Genomic DNA, 14,103 nt, shown 5'->3' on the forward strand with positions numbered 1-14,103 from the left:
GTGATGTTGTTATTTCATCAGTAATGACAGGCGGGCATCATTGAATTCAAGCAGACTATCCAGCTTCATATTTGCCAGCGCATAGCGCGGATCATTCCGGTTATGCGCTTCTGGTACGACCACGGTGGTCATCCGCGCGGCCTTCGCCGCCGTCATGCCCGTAACAGAATCTTCAAAGGCGATACAGTCCAGCGGATCGCTGCTCAGCGCTTGGGCGCAGGCCAGGTACACTGCCGGGTGCGGTTTACCGTAGTCCTCAAACTCCGCAGAATATACCGCCTGGAAATACTGCTTTATCTGCAAATGATCCAGTACTGCATTGATCAGGCGCAGGGGCGAAGAGGAGGCCAGCCCCATTTTAAATTCCTTCTCCTTAAAATATTCGAGAATATAGGTCAAACCCTCCATAGACTTGCCTTCTGCAATGATTTTCGCTATTACGCTGTCTATGATCTCCGTCACTACCTGTTCGGCGCTTTTTCCTTCCCATTTATAATAGTTATGCCAGTAACTCACCACTTCTTTGGTACGCAACCCCGTGGTTAAATGCGTGAGCTCAGGAGACAGATTTACCCCCACCGTTGCAAATACCTCGCGCATCGCAATGCCCCATAAAGGTTCTGAATCTACCAGCAGTCCGTCCATATCAAATATTACCGTATCTATCATATAGTCTTTTTATACGCAGTTATCCGTTTTATGCGCGGCAAAGATAAGAAGATATGCGGGCACATTTCAGCCGAATCACATCCGCTTTACCCCCGGCATCCGATACCTGTTCTCCTTCAGCCCGCCTCCCTTATCCATTCCTTCCATAACAAAAAGTTATACCGCATAAACTTTGGTTATCACCCCACTGCACCTGTTGCTCCCTTATCCGGCCCCTATCCGGCTGCCATAGCCCGTTTGAAGCTCTTTTTCCCCTGCAGGCCCCTCCAATCGCCAATTTCCCCCCTTTTTGGAGGCTTATTAATTCAGAAAAAAGTTTTGGAAAGATGAGCTGCATTTCTATCTTTGTATTACTCTACTAAAATTATAGGGAATATGGGTAATGAATTGAAAATGTGTCGCAGTAACCGTTGTTGTAATTCAACACCTGCGAGGCGCGTGTAATAAAGGATACCAGTGATCAGCTTACTGTAAATCAACATTATACGAGCCTCCGCAAATATTCCGGGGGCTTTTGATTTTAGAGAAACGACCAACACCCCAACCAGGAAAACAAATTGCTTTTTACCACCACCAGAAAATACTTTTTATGCAAAGCTTCAGAACAGAACTAGAAAATCCGATCGTAGAACAAGATATTATAGACCTGGAGAAGAAGATTCGCCTGTTCCGCGAAGGCGCTATTACGGACGAAAAATTCCGTAGCCTCCGTTTGGCAAGAGGGGTGTATGGGCAGCGTCAGCCTGGTGTGCAAATGGTGCGCATCAAATTACCATATGGTAAAATGACCCTGCAGCAGTGGAACCGGATTACTGAAATTTCTGACGAATATGCTACCAGCAACCTGCATCTCACCACCCGCCAGGATGTACAGATACACTATGTAAGCCTGGACAGAACACCCGAAATGTGGGCAAAACTGGAACTGGATGATATTACCATCCGCGAAGCCTGCGGTAACACCGTTCGTAACGTAACGGCCTCCGACCGCGCGGGGATCGATCCGGATGAACCATTTGATGTAGCACCCTACGCAGATGCCACTTTCCGTTACTTCCTGCGTAACCCGGTGAGCCAGGAAATGGGTCGTAAAATAAAGATCGCTTTCTCCTCTTCTGATAAAGATACCGCCTGGGCATTCATGCACGATTTCGGCATGATCCCTAAAGTGAAAATAATCGACGGCAAAGAAGTTCGCGGCTTCAAAGTATTGGTAGGTGGCGGTTTGGGCGCACAACCCTTTCTCGCTAAAACCGTATACGAGTTCCTCGAAACCGATCTGCTCATCCCTTATATCGAAAATGTACTGCGCGTGTTTGACCGCTACGGTGAAAGAACCAGCAGGAACAAAGCCCGCATGAAATTCCTCATCCAGAAAATCGGAATGGAAGAATTTGAGCGCCTGATAAAGGAAGAATACAAAGCAGTAAAAGTAAAAAGCGTGCCGGTAGATGCAGATGCATGGCCTGAAACACAACCACCGGTTCCCGGTCCTGTACCCGCATACAGCATCAAGGACGCGAAGAAATATGAAGCCTGGAAAGCTACTAACACCTTTGAGCAAAAACAAAAAGGTTACTACGGCGCTTATGTGAAAATTACACTCGGTAACATTGGCTCCGCTATCAGCCGCAAACTGATAGAAGCGCTTCGCCCGGTAATTGCAGACGATGTAAGGGTAACCGCCAACCAGGGCCTGTTGCTGAAATACATTTCTCCGGCTAACCTGCCTTATGTTTTCAGCGTACTGGAAGATGCAGGTTTTGCGGAACCAGGTTTCGACAGCATCGCGGATATCACCGCCTGCCCGGGTACAGATACCTGTAACCTCGGAATTTCCAGCAGCACCGGTATTGCCAAAGTACTGGAAAATGTGATCACCGACGAATTCCCGGACCTCGTATACAATAAAGACATCAAAATAAAGATCAGCGGATGTATGAACTCCTGCGGTCAGCACGGTATTGCCAGTATCGGCTTCCATGGTTCTTCCATGAAAAGCGCAGGAAAAGTATTACCAGCCCTGCAGGTATTGCTGGGCGGCGGTATCGTAGGTGACGGCGTTGGCCGTGTAGCCGACAAGGTGATCAAAGTACCGAGCCGCCGCGGACCAGATGTATTACGCAGCCTGTTGCACGACTACGAAATCAACGGAGGAGAAAATGAATTGTTTAATGAATACTACGACCGCCAGGGAGAAAAATATTTCTACGAGCTGCTGAAACCATTGGCAGATCTGAGCTCCCTTACTGCCGGCGACTTTGTTGACTGGGGACAGGCACAGGATTATGCTACTGCGATCGGAGTGGGAGAGTGCGCCGGTGTAATCATTGACCTGGTAGCTACCCTGCTGCTGGAAGCGGAAGAAAAACTGGAATTGAGCAGCGCTGCTTTTGTTAAAGGTGCTTATTCAGACAGTATCTACCACGCTTACTCTTCCTTTGTACAGGGTGCAAAAGCCCTGCTGCTCGGTGAGGCAATCAACGGTAACACACAGATCGGCATCATCAACGATTTTGACAAACACTTCGTCGCTACCGGCAAATTCAGCTTTGAGCCTGACTTTAAAACGGTAGTGCTCCAGATCAACGGCAACGAGGCAACAGAAAGTTTTGCGAAATCTTATTTTGATCAGGCGCAATCTTTTTACAACGCTGCACAGGTTTACCGTCAGAAAGCCAGCAAACTGGTACAGGCGTAATTATTATTCATTTATCCAAACACGACCAATCATGCAAAATATACAACCTAAACTCACATTGATAGGCGCCGGCCCGGGCGATCCGGAACTGATCACCGTTAAGGGGTTAAAGGCCATTCAAAACGCCAGGGTAATCCTGTATGACGCATTGTCCAGCAACGAATTGCTGGACCATGCGCCGGCAAACTGCCTTCGTCGTTTTGTAGGTAAACGTGCGGGCATGCACGTTTATTCACAGGATGAAATAAACAGGATGATTGTAAAATATGCATTAACTTATGGCAGCGTTGTTCGCTTAAAAGGAGGCGACTCCTTTGTTTTCGGCCGCGGTCAGGAAGAAATTGCTTTTGCTGAACAGTTTGGCATTACCACAGAAGTAATACCTGGCGTTTCCAGCGCGATCTCTGTTCCGGGCGTCAACAAAATCCCGGTAACAGCGCGTAATGTAAGTGAGGGTTTCTGGGTAATTACCGGTAACACGCAGAACGGGAACCTATCCCGCGACCTGGATCACGCCATCAGCGCCAATACCACGGTTATTATACTGATGGGAATGAGCAAACTGGCAGAAATTGCAGGGATCTACAGTGCAGCAGGAAAGGGTAATACCCCTGCCGCGATTATCCAGAATGGCACCCTGCCTACCCAGAAAATGGGAGTGGGTAATGTGGCCGATCTCCTGGAAATAGCTGCTAAGCATGATCTGCATAACCCTGCGGTACTGGTGATCGGTGAAGTGGTAAGTTTCCACGAAGCCTTCCAGGCCTTAAAAAGCAAGGTGTCAGAAGAACTAAAAATTGCCGTATAATGGAAGAAAATCAGTTATTCCCGGTGTTTTTCAAATTACACCGTCTGCATGTTCTCGTGGTAGGCGGTGGTAATATCGGACTGGAAAAAGCCAATGCCATGCTGGAAAATTGCCCCCAGGCAACCATTACAGTAGTGTCGTTGGATTTTTTGCCTGAGCTGGAAGCGCTTACGCACCAGTATCCCAACATTACCCTTGTTCAGAAATCATTTTCCTGCGGTGATCTCCTGGGGAAAGACCTGGTAATAGCTGCCACGAACGACAAAGCATTTAATTATTACGTATGGGAGAAGGCCAAAGGCAGTAAGGTGCTGATCAACGTAGCCGATACCCCGGATCTTTGTGATTTTTACCTGGGTTCTATTGTCAGGAAAGGAAACCTGAAAATTGCGATTTCTACCAATGGAAAATCACCCACCATTGCCAAGCGCCTTAAGCAGGTATTGCAGGATGCTATTCCTGATACCCTTGATGACGTGCTGAACAAATTATCGCAGATCCGCGAAAAATTAAGCGGAGATTTTGCCAGTAAGGTAAGAAAGCTGAACAGCATTACCGATGTACTGGTAAAGCCGGAAAGCAAAAGTAGGTAGATTATTTTTTCAACAACTCCAGCAGTACCTGTGCCTGGTTGTTGGTTTCGTCTTTAGCCCCGTAGAGTAATGTTACCCGCCGATGTTGCGCTTTCTCTTTTATAGCGGCCAACATATCTTTTTTCTCCTGTAATTCATGTAGATATTTTGTTTTGAATGCAGCAAACTGCGTTGGATCATGATGGAACCATTTGCGTAGTTCGTTGCTGGGCGCTATTTCTTTGGCCCATTCATCTACATGGGCGACCTCTTTGGTAAGGCCTCTCGGCCATAAACGGTCTACCAGGATCCGGTAACCATCACTGGCTGCATAAGCTTCATAAACACGTTTTATCTGTATCATATTGGCTTTAACAAGCAATATAACCCATTTGTTTTTTCGTGTTATTTACTTCCGGAAAATTAAATATCATTGTGGTTATGACAGATCAATCCGAAATAATAACGGCGACAGTAAATTTTGTGAAGAAGGAATTGGAAGGCGCAGAAGGCGGCCACGACTGGTGGCATATTTACCGGGTATGGCAACAGGCAAAACATATTGCGGCGAAAGAAACTGTGGACCCGCTGGTAGTAGAACTGGGCGCACTGCTCCACGATATTGCAGATTCAAAATTTCATAACGGCGACGAAAACATTGGTCCGGCCAAAGCCACCGCATTCCTGCAAACACTGGAAGTACCGGCCGATATCATTGCGCATGTGGAAAACATCATTCGCCATATCTCTTTTAAAGGCGGCAACCAGGAAAAGAAATTTTATTCTGTGGAATTGGGCGTAGTACAGGATGCCGACCGTCTCGACGCTATCGGAGCCATGGGTATTGCCAGGGCCTTTAATTACGGCGGCTTTAAAAACCGGGCTATCCATGATCCGGCAGTACAGCCAAATCTGAATATGACCAAAGAGGAATACAAAAATAGTACAGCCCCCACCATCGTGCATTTCTACGAAAAATTATTATTGCTGAAAGACCGGATGAATACCACTACCGGGAAAGAACTGGCAGCAGAACGTCATGCATTTATGGAAATATTCCTGGAAAGGTTCTATAAAGAGTGGGAGGGAGAGATGTAGGGGGGATCGCCTTCGGCGATTGTCTTTGGGCAGGATTAAACTGATGGAGATGATTTTCAGGATTTTCCAGCAATGATTTTAAAAAGATTTGGGGAGATAATAGCAAAAATTCGCTTTTTATCTCCCCAAATCTTTTTAAAATCAAACTTTAATCACAAAAAAATCCTGAAAATCATCTCCATCAGTTTAATCCTGCCCAAAGACAATCGCCGAAGGCGATCTAAATCTTCTCAAAGAACAACGCTTTTAATTCATCAGCATCTTCCGGCTTCATTTTACCGCCAAGAATCAACCTGAGCTGCCGCCGGCGCAAAGCGCCTTCATATAGTTTTTTTTCTTCTTCTGTATCGGTGATAATACCAGGCACAGGCCGGGAATTGCCGTTGGGATCCAGGGCCACAAAGGTCATGAACGCTTCGTTGGATTTATAGCGGTATTGCTGTACCGGATCTTCTCCCCATACCCGCATATGTACTTCCATGGAGGTATTGAAGGCACGGCTCACTTTAGACTCAATATGCACCACATTACCCAGTTTAATGGGATTTTCGAAGGATATATTATCTACGGAAGCAGTTACTACCGGTGCACTGCAATGTTTCATACAGGCCAGGGCGGCTGCAATGTCCATCCAGTACATCAAACGACCGCCCATGAGGTTACCGAATGTATTGGTATCGTTCGGTAAAACCAGTTCGGTCATCTGTATCAGCGAGTCTTGCGCTCTCTTTGGTGTTAAAGTCATCTTTTATGTATTTCGGACGCAAATTTACTGTTTATATATTTATAGTAGCGTACACATTTGCAGAAGTAAGTTGCCGGATAAAGGTTTTTAATAAATAATTTCCCGTACTTGAAAATTCTTTAAAACGCCCTGTAGATCAGTGATGAGCGCCGAAGATATTCTCCCAAAAATTAACAAACAAATAAAGCGCCATGGTAAAAAACTTGGGAGCGACGCAAATTTGTGTAACTTTGCATGACCTTCGGAAGTAGTTTACTTGATCGGTAATACACCAAATGCAGTCCGGCACTTCCCCGTTTATAGGTCAAGTAGTTTTAGCAGAATTTTAGTTTTTATGGCAAAATATATCTTCGTTACGGGAGGTGTTACTTCCTCTTTGGGTAAAGGAATTATAGCTGCCTCGCTTGCAAAACTATTGCAGGCGCGCGGCTTTAGAGTGACTATTCAGAAATTTGATCCATATATTAATGTGGATCCGGGAACATTAAACCCTTATGAACATGGTGAATGTTATGTAACGGAAGATGGCGCAGAAACCGATCTGGATCTTGGACACTATGAGCGTTTCCTGAATACGCCTACGTCTCAGGCCAATAACGTTACTACTGGCCGTATTTATCAGACAGTTATTAACAAGGAAAGAGAAGGCGCTTACCTGGGCAAAACGGTGCAGGTAATCCCGCATATTACAGATGAAATCAAACGTCGTATCCTTCTGCTGGGTAAGGACGGCAAATTTGATATCGTGATAACTGAGCTCGGCGGTACCGTGGGTGATATTGAATCGCTTCCCTACATCGAGGCTGTTCGCCAGTTGCAGTGGGAACTGGGAGAGGAAGATTGCCTGGTTGTTCACCTTACGCTTATTCCGTACCTCCGTGCAGCGAAAGAGCTGAAAACCAAACCCACACAACACTCTGTACGCCTGTTAAGCGAATATGGCGTACACCCCGATATTATCGTTTGCCGTACAGAAGAACCGCTGTACCGCGATCTGAAAAAGAAGATCGCCCTGTTCTGTAACGTACAGGTGGATGCCGTGATTGAAGCCAACGACGTACCTACTATCTACGAAGTTCCCCTGGAAATGATGCGCGAGAAGCTGGATGTTTCTGTGCTGAAAAGACTGGGCTTACCCGTGGAAAAGGAACCGGAACTGGTGAAATGGCGCGAATTCCTCGATAAACTGAAATATCCGAAATCCAAGGTAACCATTGGTCTGATTGGTAAATATGTGGAATTGCAGGATGCCTATAAATCCATCCTGGAATCCTTTGTACATGCCGGTTCCCTCAATGAATGCAAGGTAATTGTTCAAAATATCCACTCTGAGCACCTGACACCTGAAAATGTGTGCGAAAAACTGAAGAATCTCGATGGGCTGTTGGTAGCGCCGGGCTTCGGTCACCGCGGCATAGAAGGAAAAATCACCGCCATCCAGTATGCCCGCGAAAACCAGCTGCCATTCTTTGGTATCTGTTTAGGTATGCAGATGAGCGTGGTGGAATATGCCCGTAACGTAATCGGCTGGAAGGATGCGCATTCCGTGGAAATGAACCCTGATACCGCTCACCCTGTGATCAACCTCATGGAAGAGCAGAAAAAGGTAACCGCCAAAGGTGGTACCATGCGTTTGGGTGCTTATGCCTGCGAACTCACGCCAGGCAGCAAAGCGGAAGAAATTTATGGTAAAACATCTATCAGCGAAAGACATCGTCACCGCTATGAGTTTAACAACGACTTCCTGCAACAGTTTGAAGAAGCCGGACTCGTACTTTCCGGTAAAAACCCGGAAAGCGGTCTCGTTGAAATCGTGGAACTGCCCAACCATCCTTTCTTTGTAGGTGTTCAATTCCACCCGGAACTGAAAAGTACCGTGGAAAGCCCGGCGCCGGTGTTTGTTTCCTTTATTAAGGCAGCCAAGCAATACGCTGAAAGCAAAAACGGTAAAGCGAAACTGGAAGAGTCAATCGTGAAGTAAAGCGAATTTTGTCTTTCCCAGGATTTTGATGATTTTACTGATTGTATTGATTTTTATCTTTTGATTTATAATGATTAGCGGAGATAGAAGCGGAAATTTTCCTCTTTGGTCTCCGCTAATCTTATTTTATCATTCAAAATCCATAAAAGAAAATCAATGCAATCAGTAAAATCATCAAAATCCTGGGGAAGATAAATTTTGCATTGATTCTCAATGCTATACGCATTTTTGTTGCTTATTTATTATTTTAACCGCATTTAACAGGGGTTTCACCTAAAAAGCATGGTCAATTCATAAAATCATGCTTACCTTTGCTGCCTAAATTTTAATTGCATTTCATGGATAGAAATTCGGTCATTGGGTTTTTACTGTTGGGCGTTTTGTTGGTAGGATACATATTCTTCAACCAGAAACAACAGGCAGGAGCCGCAAGGGAAAAAGCCAGGCAAGATTCCATAGCAGAACTTAATAAGCCTAAAACCCCCATTACAGATACAGCCAGTCTTGCTGCTGTTGCCAACGGTGGTCCGCTGGATTCAGCGCATCAGGCACTGTTAAGTGGTGAGTTCGGTGCATTTGCTGCCGCTGCTACCGGCAGTGTGCAAAACACCGTGTTGGAAAATGATGTGGTAAAAATCACCTTTTCCAATAAAGGCGGACAACCAGCCAGCGTACAACTGAAACAATATAAAACCTACGAAGGCACTCCGCTGATGCTGCTTCAGGGCTCATTTAACCGTTTGTCCGTAGAAGTACCCGCCAGCGTAACCAAAGTACTGAACAGCGCTGACCTGTTCTTTACCGCGGGCCAGCCGCAGGAGCAGGCAGGTGGCGTAAAATCAATCACTTACCGCCTCAATACCAGCAATCCTGCTGCCTACCTCGAATTTATATATGCCCTTAAACCCGGCAGCTATGTGGTAGATTATACCATTCATGCGGTAGGTTTACAAGGACTGTTTCCAGGCAACCAGAACTACCTCAACCTGCAATGGAATGCCCAGGATGATAAACAGGAACATGATATGCAGAACGAGCGCCTGAACAACCAGGTGCATTATATGCTGGAACATGATAAACATGATTACTTCACCCTGAACCGCTCCAGCCACGAAAAACTGGATAACAAACTGAAATGGGTGAGCGTAAAACAACAGTTCTTTAACACCACCCTGATCGCCAAAGGAGCGCTTTTCAACAATGCGGATGTAAATACCAAAGTGCCGGAAAGCCCCAATATTGTAGGACAAACATTTACCACCATACAAATCCCGTATAGCCGTGCAAATGACTTTAGTTTCCCGGTAGAAATTTATTATGGTCCTAACCATTATAAAACCCTGAAGTCTTTTGATATTGGTTTACAGAAGATCATCCCGCTGGGTACCGGTATCTTTGCTTTTGTGAAATATGTAAACATTGGTATCATTATCCCGGTGTTTAACTTCCTCAGCGGATTTATCAGCAACTATGGTATCATCATTATCCTGCTCACCCTCTTTATCCGCTTGCTGATAGCTCCTTTCACTTACCAGAGCTACGTATCACAGGCCAAGATGAAAGTGCTGAAACCTGAAATCGATGAACTGAAAGCCAAGCATGGTGATGATCAGCAGGCTTTTGGCGTGGAGCAGATGAAACTGTTTAAAAGCGCCGGCGTAAACCCGCTGGGCGGATGTTTACCGGCATTACTGCAGCTGCCTATCCTGGTGGCGATGTACAGCTTCTTCCCGTCTTCCATTGAGCTGCGTCAGGAAAGCTTCCTGTGGGCAAAGGATTTGTCTACTTACGATTCTATCCTGAACCTGCCTTTCAACATACCTTTCTACGGTAATCACGTGAGTTTGTTTACCATCCTCATGACCATTACCAGCTTGATCCTGGCATTCTACAACCGTGGTATGACCGATCAGAGCAACCCGGTAATGAAGTATATGCCGTATGTAATGCCTATTATGTTACTCGGTATCTTCAACCGTTTGGCGGCGGCGCTGACTTTCTATTACTTTCTGTCCAACGTGATCAGTATCCTGTTGCAGTTTGTGATCCAGAAATTTATCATTAACCATGATAAGATTCATGCACAGATCCAGGAAAATAAGAAGAAGCCGAAGAGCAAGTCCAAATGGCAGGAGAAGCTGGAAGAAGTACAGAAGCGGCAGCAGGAAATCCAGCAAAAGAAAAAATAGGATTATTTTAAATAAATAAAAAGCTGAAAGCGTAAAGGATAAAGCAAAAAGCAATTTTCCCGAATGACTGGAGCGAATATAGTATCCGCTTTGATCATTCGGGAAAATTGCTTTTTGCTTTATCCTTTACGCTTTCAGTTCATAAAAGTATTATGAAGCGTTGGTTATTATTCACGTGTGCTGCCGCTATCAGCAGCAGTGCACTCGCACAGGACACTATTCCTGATGCCGCCCGTATCCAGGGCATCGTTAATTACCTGGCCTCCGATAAGCTGAAAGGCAGGGGCACCGCAGAAAAAGGCGGGGAAAAGGCCAGCCGTTATGTGGCCAAACAGTTTAAGAAACTGGGGCTGCAGGCGGTCAATGGCGGGAGCTATTTCCAGGATTTTACTTTCGACAGAAAAGAACATAAAAATATCCCCAGCCGCAATGTGATCGGCTACCTTGATAACGGCGCCGCACGTACGATTATTATTGGCGCCCATTACGATCACCTGGGTACTGCCGCCTTGTTTGACGGCAAATATCCTGTAGGCCAGATCCATAATGGTGCAGACGACAATGCTTCCGGTATGGCCGGCCTGCTGGAGCTGGCGCGTCACTACATAAAAAACAGCTATAAGGAACCTTTTAATTTTCTGTTTATAGCTTTTGGGGGAGAAGAAATGGGCTTACAGGGTTCTAAGTATTATACTGCCCATCCGCTGATGCCACTTAAGGATATGCATTTCATGCTCAATATGGATATGATCGGGCGCTACAACCCCGAACGTGGTATTGGTATTGGCGGTCATGGCAGCGCAGAAGAATGGCCTGCTATTTTCAAGGACGTACAGCAGCCTGGTATTAAGTATTTTACAGATGCCGCCGGTAAAGGCGCATCTGATCATCATAACTTCTATATAAGCGGAGTACCGGTAATGTTTTTTCATACCGGCGGTCACGACGACTATCATAAGCCAACAGATGATGCTCCTAAATTGCAGGCGGCTTCAGAAGCGGGTATTGTGCAGCTGGAGATACAGTTGATTAACCGTTCCATGGCTTATCCTGCGCTACATTATGTAGGACCGAAGGACTAAGCCAACAGTTCCACCTCGTATACAGGACTGAAAAGATACCATCTGTTAGACGCTACCTCTTCACAGCGGTAGCGTTTTCTTATTTTTTCACCCCGCCGGAATACACGTCCATCCTTAGTTTTGAACATCCCGTTTAAGGGTACCTGTTCTACAAAAAAGTGATTTTCTTTTTGGCGGTCGTAGTTTTTCAGCACCCGCATCAGGTTTTCATCTGCGCAGGAGCTGGCAGCCGGGTTAGTCATACTTTGCCGAACGGCTGTTTCTACATCGGGTGGCAGCAGGCCTTTACCTACAAAGCCATGTAATATATAGGTGAATTCCTGTTTCCATTCTTTTCCGTGTGATGCCACGCGGTTGGCATATTTGTTAAAGGTGGTGAGATGGGCAATTTCGTGCAGGAGGGTAAGCAGGAAGGCATATTTATTCAGAGAACCGTTGACACTGATACGGTGGCCTTTGCCCTGCCCATCAGGGTGGCGGTAGTCGCCAAGTATACTCGACCTTTCACGGGTCACCGTCAGGTGTACCTTATAGGTCGTTAAAAAATCCATGACCTGTCCGAAGGTGCCTTCGGGTAAGTAGGACGCTAAAGCATTTAAGGGCGCCTCTTTTTTCAAATAGATTATTTTTTTAGCCTCGTCAGCCGGAAAAGACTGAGTGTTTCAAATACAGTGTATACCAGGTACAGGAACAACAGCATGAAAATGGTCAGTTTGCTGACATCCGGCTTATAACTAAGCACATATGTCACAATACCTATAACGCAAAGAAAGAGTTTACTGAGAGTAGAACCGTAAACAGCCCTGATAAAGGCGTTATGATTGGAGGAAGCGAGTCCCCGGCGGCTCATAATATAAGACACCAGGGATATAATAGCCATAATCAGGTTACCAGCCATCAGCACATTTACGTGTGTGCCAAGGTCCAGCAACCTGGGTTTGAATATGATAATAAGTCCGTTTAAAATTCCAAAAACTGCGAATAACCGTATAAAAAATCTATCACTCATGCCGTCGGGTGTCTTTTATTATTTGCCACAAAAGTATGGCTAATGCAATTAAAGAAAAAATGATAAGAAATACAGGGAACCGCCAGCCAATCCAGTGGTCAAGTTTATACCCTGCAAATACACCCAAACCTAAGGTAGTCATCATCTGGAAGGCCAGCCCGGCATAACGCAACAGTAAATTGCGGTTATTCGGCTTCCTGGAGGACGGATTTTCCATGTTTCTGATTATCAGCCGGCTGCTGATCGTCCATGTAGCAACGACCGTTGAATTTAGCAGTAGGCTCCATTTCAAAATGAGCAGTATACACATCGCCCTTCACTAAGGCATTGCCTTTCAGGAACAATAATTCTTCTACCTTAATAATACCGGTAACCTTACCAAGGATATCCGCGCTCTGGCATACCAGGTCGCCAACAATATCGCCTTCAGGACCTACCACGATTTTGGCCTTTGTAGATACCAGCCCGTTTACCTGGCCGTCAATTCTAATGTCGCCTTCGCATACAATGTCACCCTGGATGGTAGTGCCATTGCCAATAATGTTCACGGTTGATGTAGGTAACATGGATTTGTTGTCACCTTTCGATTTCTGATTGTTATTGAACATAGGGAGTTAGGTTTTTCAAGTTTAGTGATGTAATATAACAAAATATATAAATATTTTTATCTTTATGTATTTATCTATTTTATCCGCATACTCCGCCAAACTCTCATCACGTTAAATATTTAAATAATAAAAGATTAATAGGTACTGTTGTCTACGGCAGGCACCTTCAACATAGTTGTGTCAAGTTTTCCGGTAAATTCACCGTTGATCACCTGTTTGATGTTTTTCAGGTACTGATCACGGGCATTAATGGCTGTTTCCAGTGAGTCTGCCCTCATTTTGAGATGGATAAATTCTTTACGTTGTTTCAGGTCTCCATAGCCCGGTATATAATACCGCAAAGGCGTAAATACCACTGTGGCTACCGTAATAGCTACCAGTAATACAAACAGGGTGCTGAATGCAATATACACGCTCATACGGGAAAGTTTGAACGATGTCACTTCTTCATAGGTGTCGTCATTCATAATTACCAGCCGGTATTTATGACTGAGTTTTTCCAGGTTTCGTCTGTTGTTTTTGTTCCCCTTCTTGGCCATGTTTGCGGTACTTCATTTAAGGCGGGCTAAAGTTAATCATTATTTTTAAAGCGAAAAGCGGAAAGCAAAAAGCCACTATTTTATCCTATCTTTAAAATATTT

General features: G+C 45.3%; 15 protein-coding genes. 7 read left to right on the plus strand and 8 right to left on the minus strand.

What is annotated here, in order from left to right; translation table 11 throughout:
* Positions 1-9 precede the first annotated feature (9 nt).
* Positions 10-669 (minus strand): hexitol phosphatase HxpB, encoded by a 660-nt coding sequence (gene hxpB, locus KE626_RS11030; protein ID WP_211972954.1) that lies wholly within the window; start codon positions 667-669, stop codon positions 10-12.
* Between the two features lie 589 nt (positions 670-1,258).
* Here hxpB and KE626_RS11035 point away from each other — a divergent pair.
* The 3 genes from KE626_RS11035 to KE626_RS11045 are packed head-to-tail and all read left to right on the plus strand — an operon-like array spanning position 1,259 to position 4,771.
* Positions 1,259-3,370 (plus strand): HEPN domain-containing protein, encoded by a 2,112-nt coding sequence (locus tag KE626_RS11035; RefSeq protein ID WP_211972955.1) that lies wholly within the window; start codon positions 1,259-1,261, stop codon positions 3,368-3,370.
* A 31-nt stretch (positions 3,371-3,401) separates the two neighbouring features.
* Positions 3,402-4,178: a uroporphyrinogen-III C-methyltransferase gene (gene cobA, locus KE626_RS11040; RefSeq protein WP_211972956.1), complete on the plus strand. Its 777-nt coding sequence runs from the start codon at positions 3,402-3,404 to the stop codon at positions 4,176-4,178.
* Positions 4,178-4,771, plus strand: a complete 594-nt coding sequence (locus KE626_RS11045; RefSeq protein WP_211972957.1) for a precorrin-2 dehydrogenase/sirohydrochlorin ferrochelatase family protein — start codon at positions 4,178-4,180, stop codon at positions 4,769-4,771. The genes cobA and KE626_RS11045 overlap by 1 nt, the downstream gene beginning before the upstream one ends.
* A 1-nt stretch (position 4,772) precedes the next feature.
* Here the strand turns inward: KE626_RS11045 and KE626_RS11050 are convergent, their stop codons facing one another.
* Positions 4,773-5,114, minus strand: coding sequence for a DUF488 domain-containing protein (locus tag KE626_RS11050; RefSeq protein ID WP_211972958.1), 342 nt, complete (start codon positions 5,112-5,114; stop codon positions 4,773-4,775).
* A gap of 77 nt (positions 5,115-5,191) precedes the next feature.
* Between KE626_RS11050 and KE626_RS11055 the strand changes: the two genes are divergently transcribed.
* Positions 5,192-5,848, plus strand: a complete 657-nt coding sequence (locus tag KE626_RS11055) for an HD domain-containing protein (RefSeq protein WP_211972959.1) — start codon at positions 5,192-5,194, stop codon at positions 5,846-5,848.
* Between the two features lie 220 nt (positions 5,849-6,068).
* On the opposite strand, the gene KE626_RS11060 is transcribed toward KE626_RS11055, so the two are convergent.
* Positions 6,069-6,593, minus strand: a complete 525-nt coding sequence (locus tag KE626_RS11060) for an acyl-CoA thioesterase (protein WP_089893755.1) — start codon at positions 6,591-6,593, stop codon at positions 6,069-6,071.
* Positions 6,594-6,927: 334 nt separating this feature from the next.
* Here KE626_RS11060 and pyrG point away from each other — a divergent pair, with 334 nt between their 5' ends.
* The 3 genes from pyrG (at position 6,928) to KE626_RS11075 (ending at position 11,845) form a co-directional block, all read left to right on the plus strand.
* Positions 6,928-8,574: a CTP synthase gene (gene pyrG, locus KE626_RS11065; RefSeq protein WP_211972960.1), complete on the plus strand. Its 1,647-nt coding sequence runs from the start codon at positions 6,928-6,930 to the stop codon at positions 8,572-8,574.
* Between the two features lie 338 nt (positions 8,575-8,912).
* Positions 8,913-10,763 carry a membrane protein insertase YidC gene (yidC, locus tag KE626_RS11070; RefSeq protein WP_211972961.1) on the plus strand — a complete coding sequence of 617 codons (1,851 nt, stop codon included), beginning with the start codon at positions 8,913-8,915 and terminating at the stop codon, positions 10,761-10,763.
* A 152-nt stretch (positions 10,764-10,915) separates the two neighbouring features.
* Positions 10,916-11,845 (plus strand): M20/M25/M40 family metallo-hydrolase, encoded by a 930-nt coding sequence (locus tag KE626_RS11075; RefSeq protein ID WP_211972962.1) that lies wholly within the window; start codon positions 10,916-10,918, stop codon positions 11,843-11,845.
* Here KE626_RS11075 and KE626_RS11080 read toward each other — a convergent pair.
* The 5 genes from KE626_RS11080 to KE626_RS11100 form a co-directional block, all read right to left on the minus strand.
* Positions 11,842-12,462 carry a SprT-like domain-containing protein gene (locus KE626_RS11080; protein WP_211972963.1) on the minus strand — a complete coding sequence of 207 codons (621 nt, stop codon included), beginning with the start codon at positions 12,460-12,462 and terminating at the stop codon, positions 11,842-11,844. The two genes, KE626_RS11075 and KE626_RS11080, sit on opposite strands and share 4 nt — an antisense overlap.
* A 5-nt stretch (positions 12,463-12,467) precedes the next feature.
* Positions 12,468-12,854 carry a hypothetical protein gene (locus tag KE626_RS11085; RefSeq protein WP_211972964.1) on the minus strand — a complete coding sequence of 129 codons (387 nt, stop codon included), beginning with the start codon at positions 12,852-12,854 and terminating at the stop codon, positions 12,468-12,470.
* Positions 12,847-13,071: an AtpZ/AtpI family protein gene (locus KE626_RS35175; RefSeq protein ID WP_211972965.1), complete on the minus strand. Its 225-nt coding sequence runs from the start codon at positions 13,069-13,071 to the stop codon at positions 12,847-12,849. The genes KE626_RS11085 and KE626_RS35175 overlap by 8 nt, the downstream gene beginning before the upstream one ends.
* Positions 13,040-13,462, minus strand: a complete 423-nt coding sequence (locus tag KE626_RS11095) for a bactofilin family protein (RefSeq protein WP_211972966.1) — start codon at positions 13,460-13,462, stop codon at positions 13,040-13,042. The genes KE626_RS35175 and KE626_RS11095 overlap by 32 nt, the downstream gene beginning before the upstream one ends.
* 134 nt (positions 13,463-13,596) lie before the next feature.
* A complete protein-coding gene (locus KE626_RS11100; RefSeq protein ID WP_133809203.1) occupies positions 13,597-14,001 on the minus strand; it encodes a hypothetical protein in 405 nt (134 codons plus the stop codon).
* Positions 14,002-14,103: the final 102 nt, after the last annotated feature.

Origin of the sequence: Chitinophaga hostae (assembly GCF_018224885.1) — a bacterium.
GTDB lineage: Bacteria > Bacteroidota > Bacteroidia > Chitinophagales > Chitinophagaceae > Chitinophaga > Chitinophaga hostae.

What these genes read in the sequence shown, in the direction of transcription:
- KE626_RS11055 (WP_211972959.1), top strand. Translation starts at nt 5,192, where the DNA reads ATGACAGATCAATCCGAAATAATAACGGCGACAGTAAATTTTGTGAAG.
- KE626_RS11100 (WP_133809203.1), bottom strand. Translation starts at nt 14,001, where the DNA reads ATGGCCAAGAAGGGGAACAAAAACAACAGACGAAACCTGGAAAAACTC.
- pyrG (WP_211972960.1), top strand. Translation starts at nt 6,928, where the DNA reads ATGGCAAAATATATCTTCGTTACGGGAGGTGTTACTTCCTCTTTGGGT.
- KE626_RS35175 (WP_211972965.1), bottom strand. Translation starts at nt 13,071, where the DNA reads ATGGAAAATCCGTCCTCCAGGAAGCCGAATAACCGCAATTTACTGTTG.
- KE626_RS11035 (WP_211972955.1), top strand. Translation starts at nt 1,259, where the DNA reads ATGCAAAGCTTCAGAACAGAACTAGAAAATCCGATCGTAGAACAAGAT.
- KE626_RS11085 (WP_211972964.1), bottom strand. Translation starts at nt 12,854, where the DNA reads ATGAGTGATAGATTTTTTATACGGTTATTCGCAGTTTTTGGAATTTTA.
- yidC (WP_211972961.1), top strand. Translation starts at nt 8,913, where the DNA reads ATGGATAGAAATTCGGTCATTGGGTTTTTACTGTTGGGCGTTTTGTTG.
- KE626_RS11075 (WP_211972962.1), top strand. Translation starts at nt 10,916, where the DNA reads ATGAAGCGTTGGTTATTATTCACGTGTGCTGCCGCTATCAGCAGCAGT.
- hxpB (WP_211972954.1), bottom strand. Translation starts at nt 669, where the DNA reads ATGATAGATACGGTAATATTTGATATGGACGGACTGCTGGTAGATTCA.
- KE626_RS11095 (WP_211972966.1), bottom strand. Translation starts at nt 13,462, where the DNA reads ATGTTCAATAACAATCAGAAATCGAAAGGTGACAACAAATCCATGTTA.
- KE626_RS11050 (WP_211972958.1), bottom strand. Translation starts at nt 5,114, where the DNA reads ATGATACAGATAAAACGTGTTTATGAAGCTTATGCAGCCAGTGATGGT.
- KE626_RS11045 (WP_211972957.1), top strand. Translation starts at nt 4,178, where the DNA reads ATGGAAGAAAATCAGTTATTCCCGGTGTTTTTCAAATTACACCGTCTG.
- KE626_RS11060 (WP_089893755.1), bottom strand. Translation starts at nt 6,593, where the DNA reads ATGACTTTAACACCAAAGAGAGCGCAAGACTCGCTGATACAGATGACC.
- cobA (WP_211972956.1), top strand. Translation starts at nt 3,402, where the DNA reads ATGCAAAATATACAACCTAAACTCACATTGATAGGCGCCGGCCCGGGC.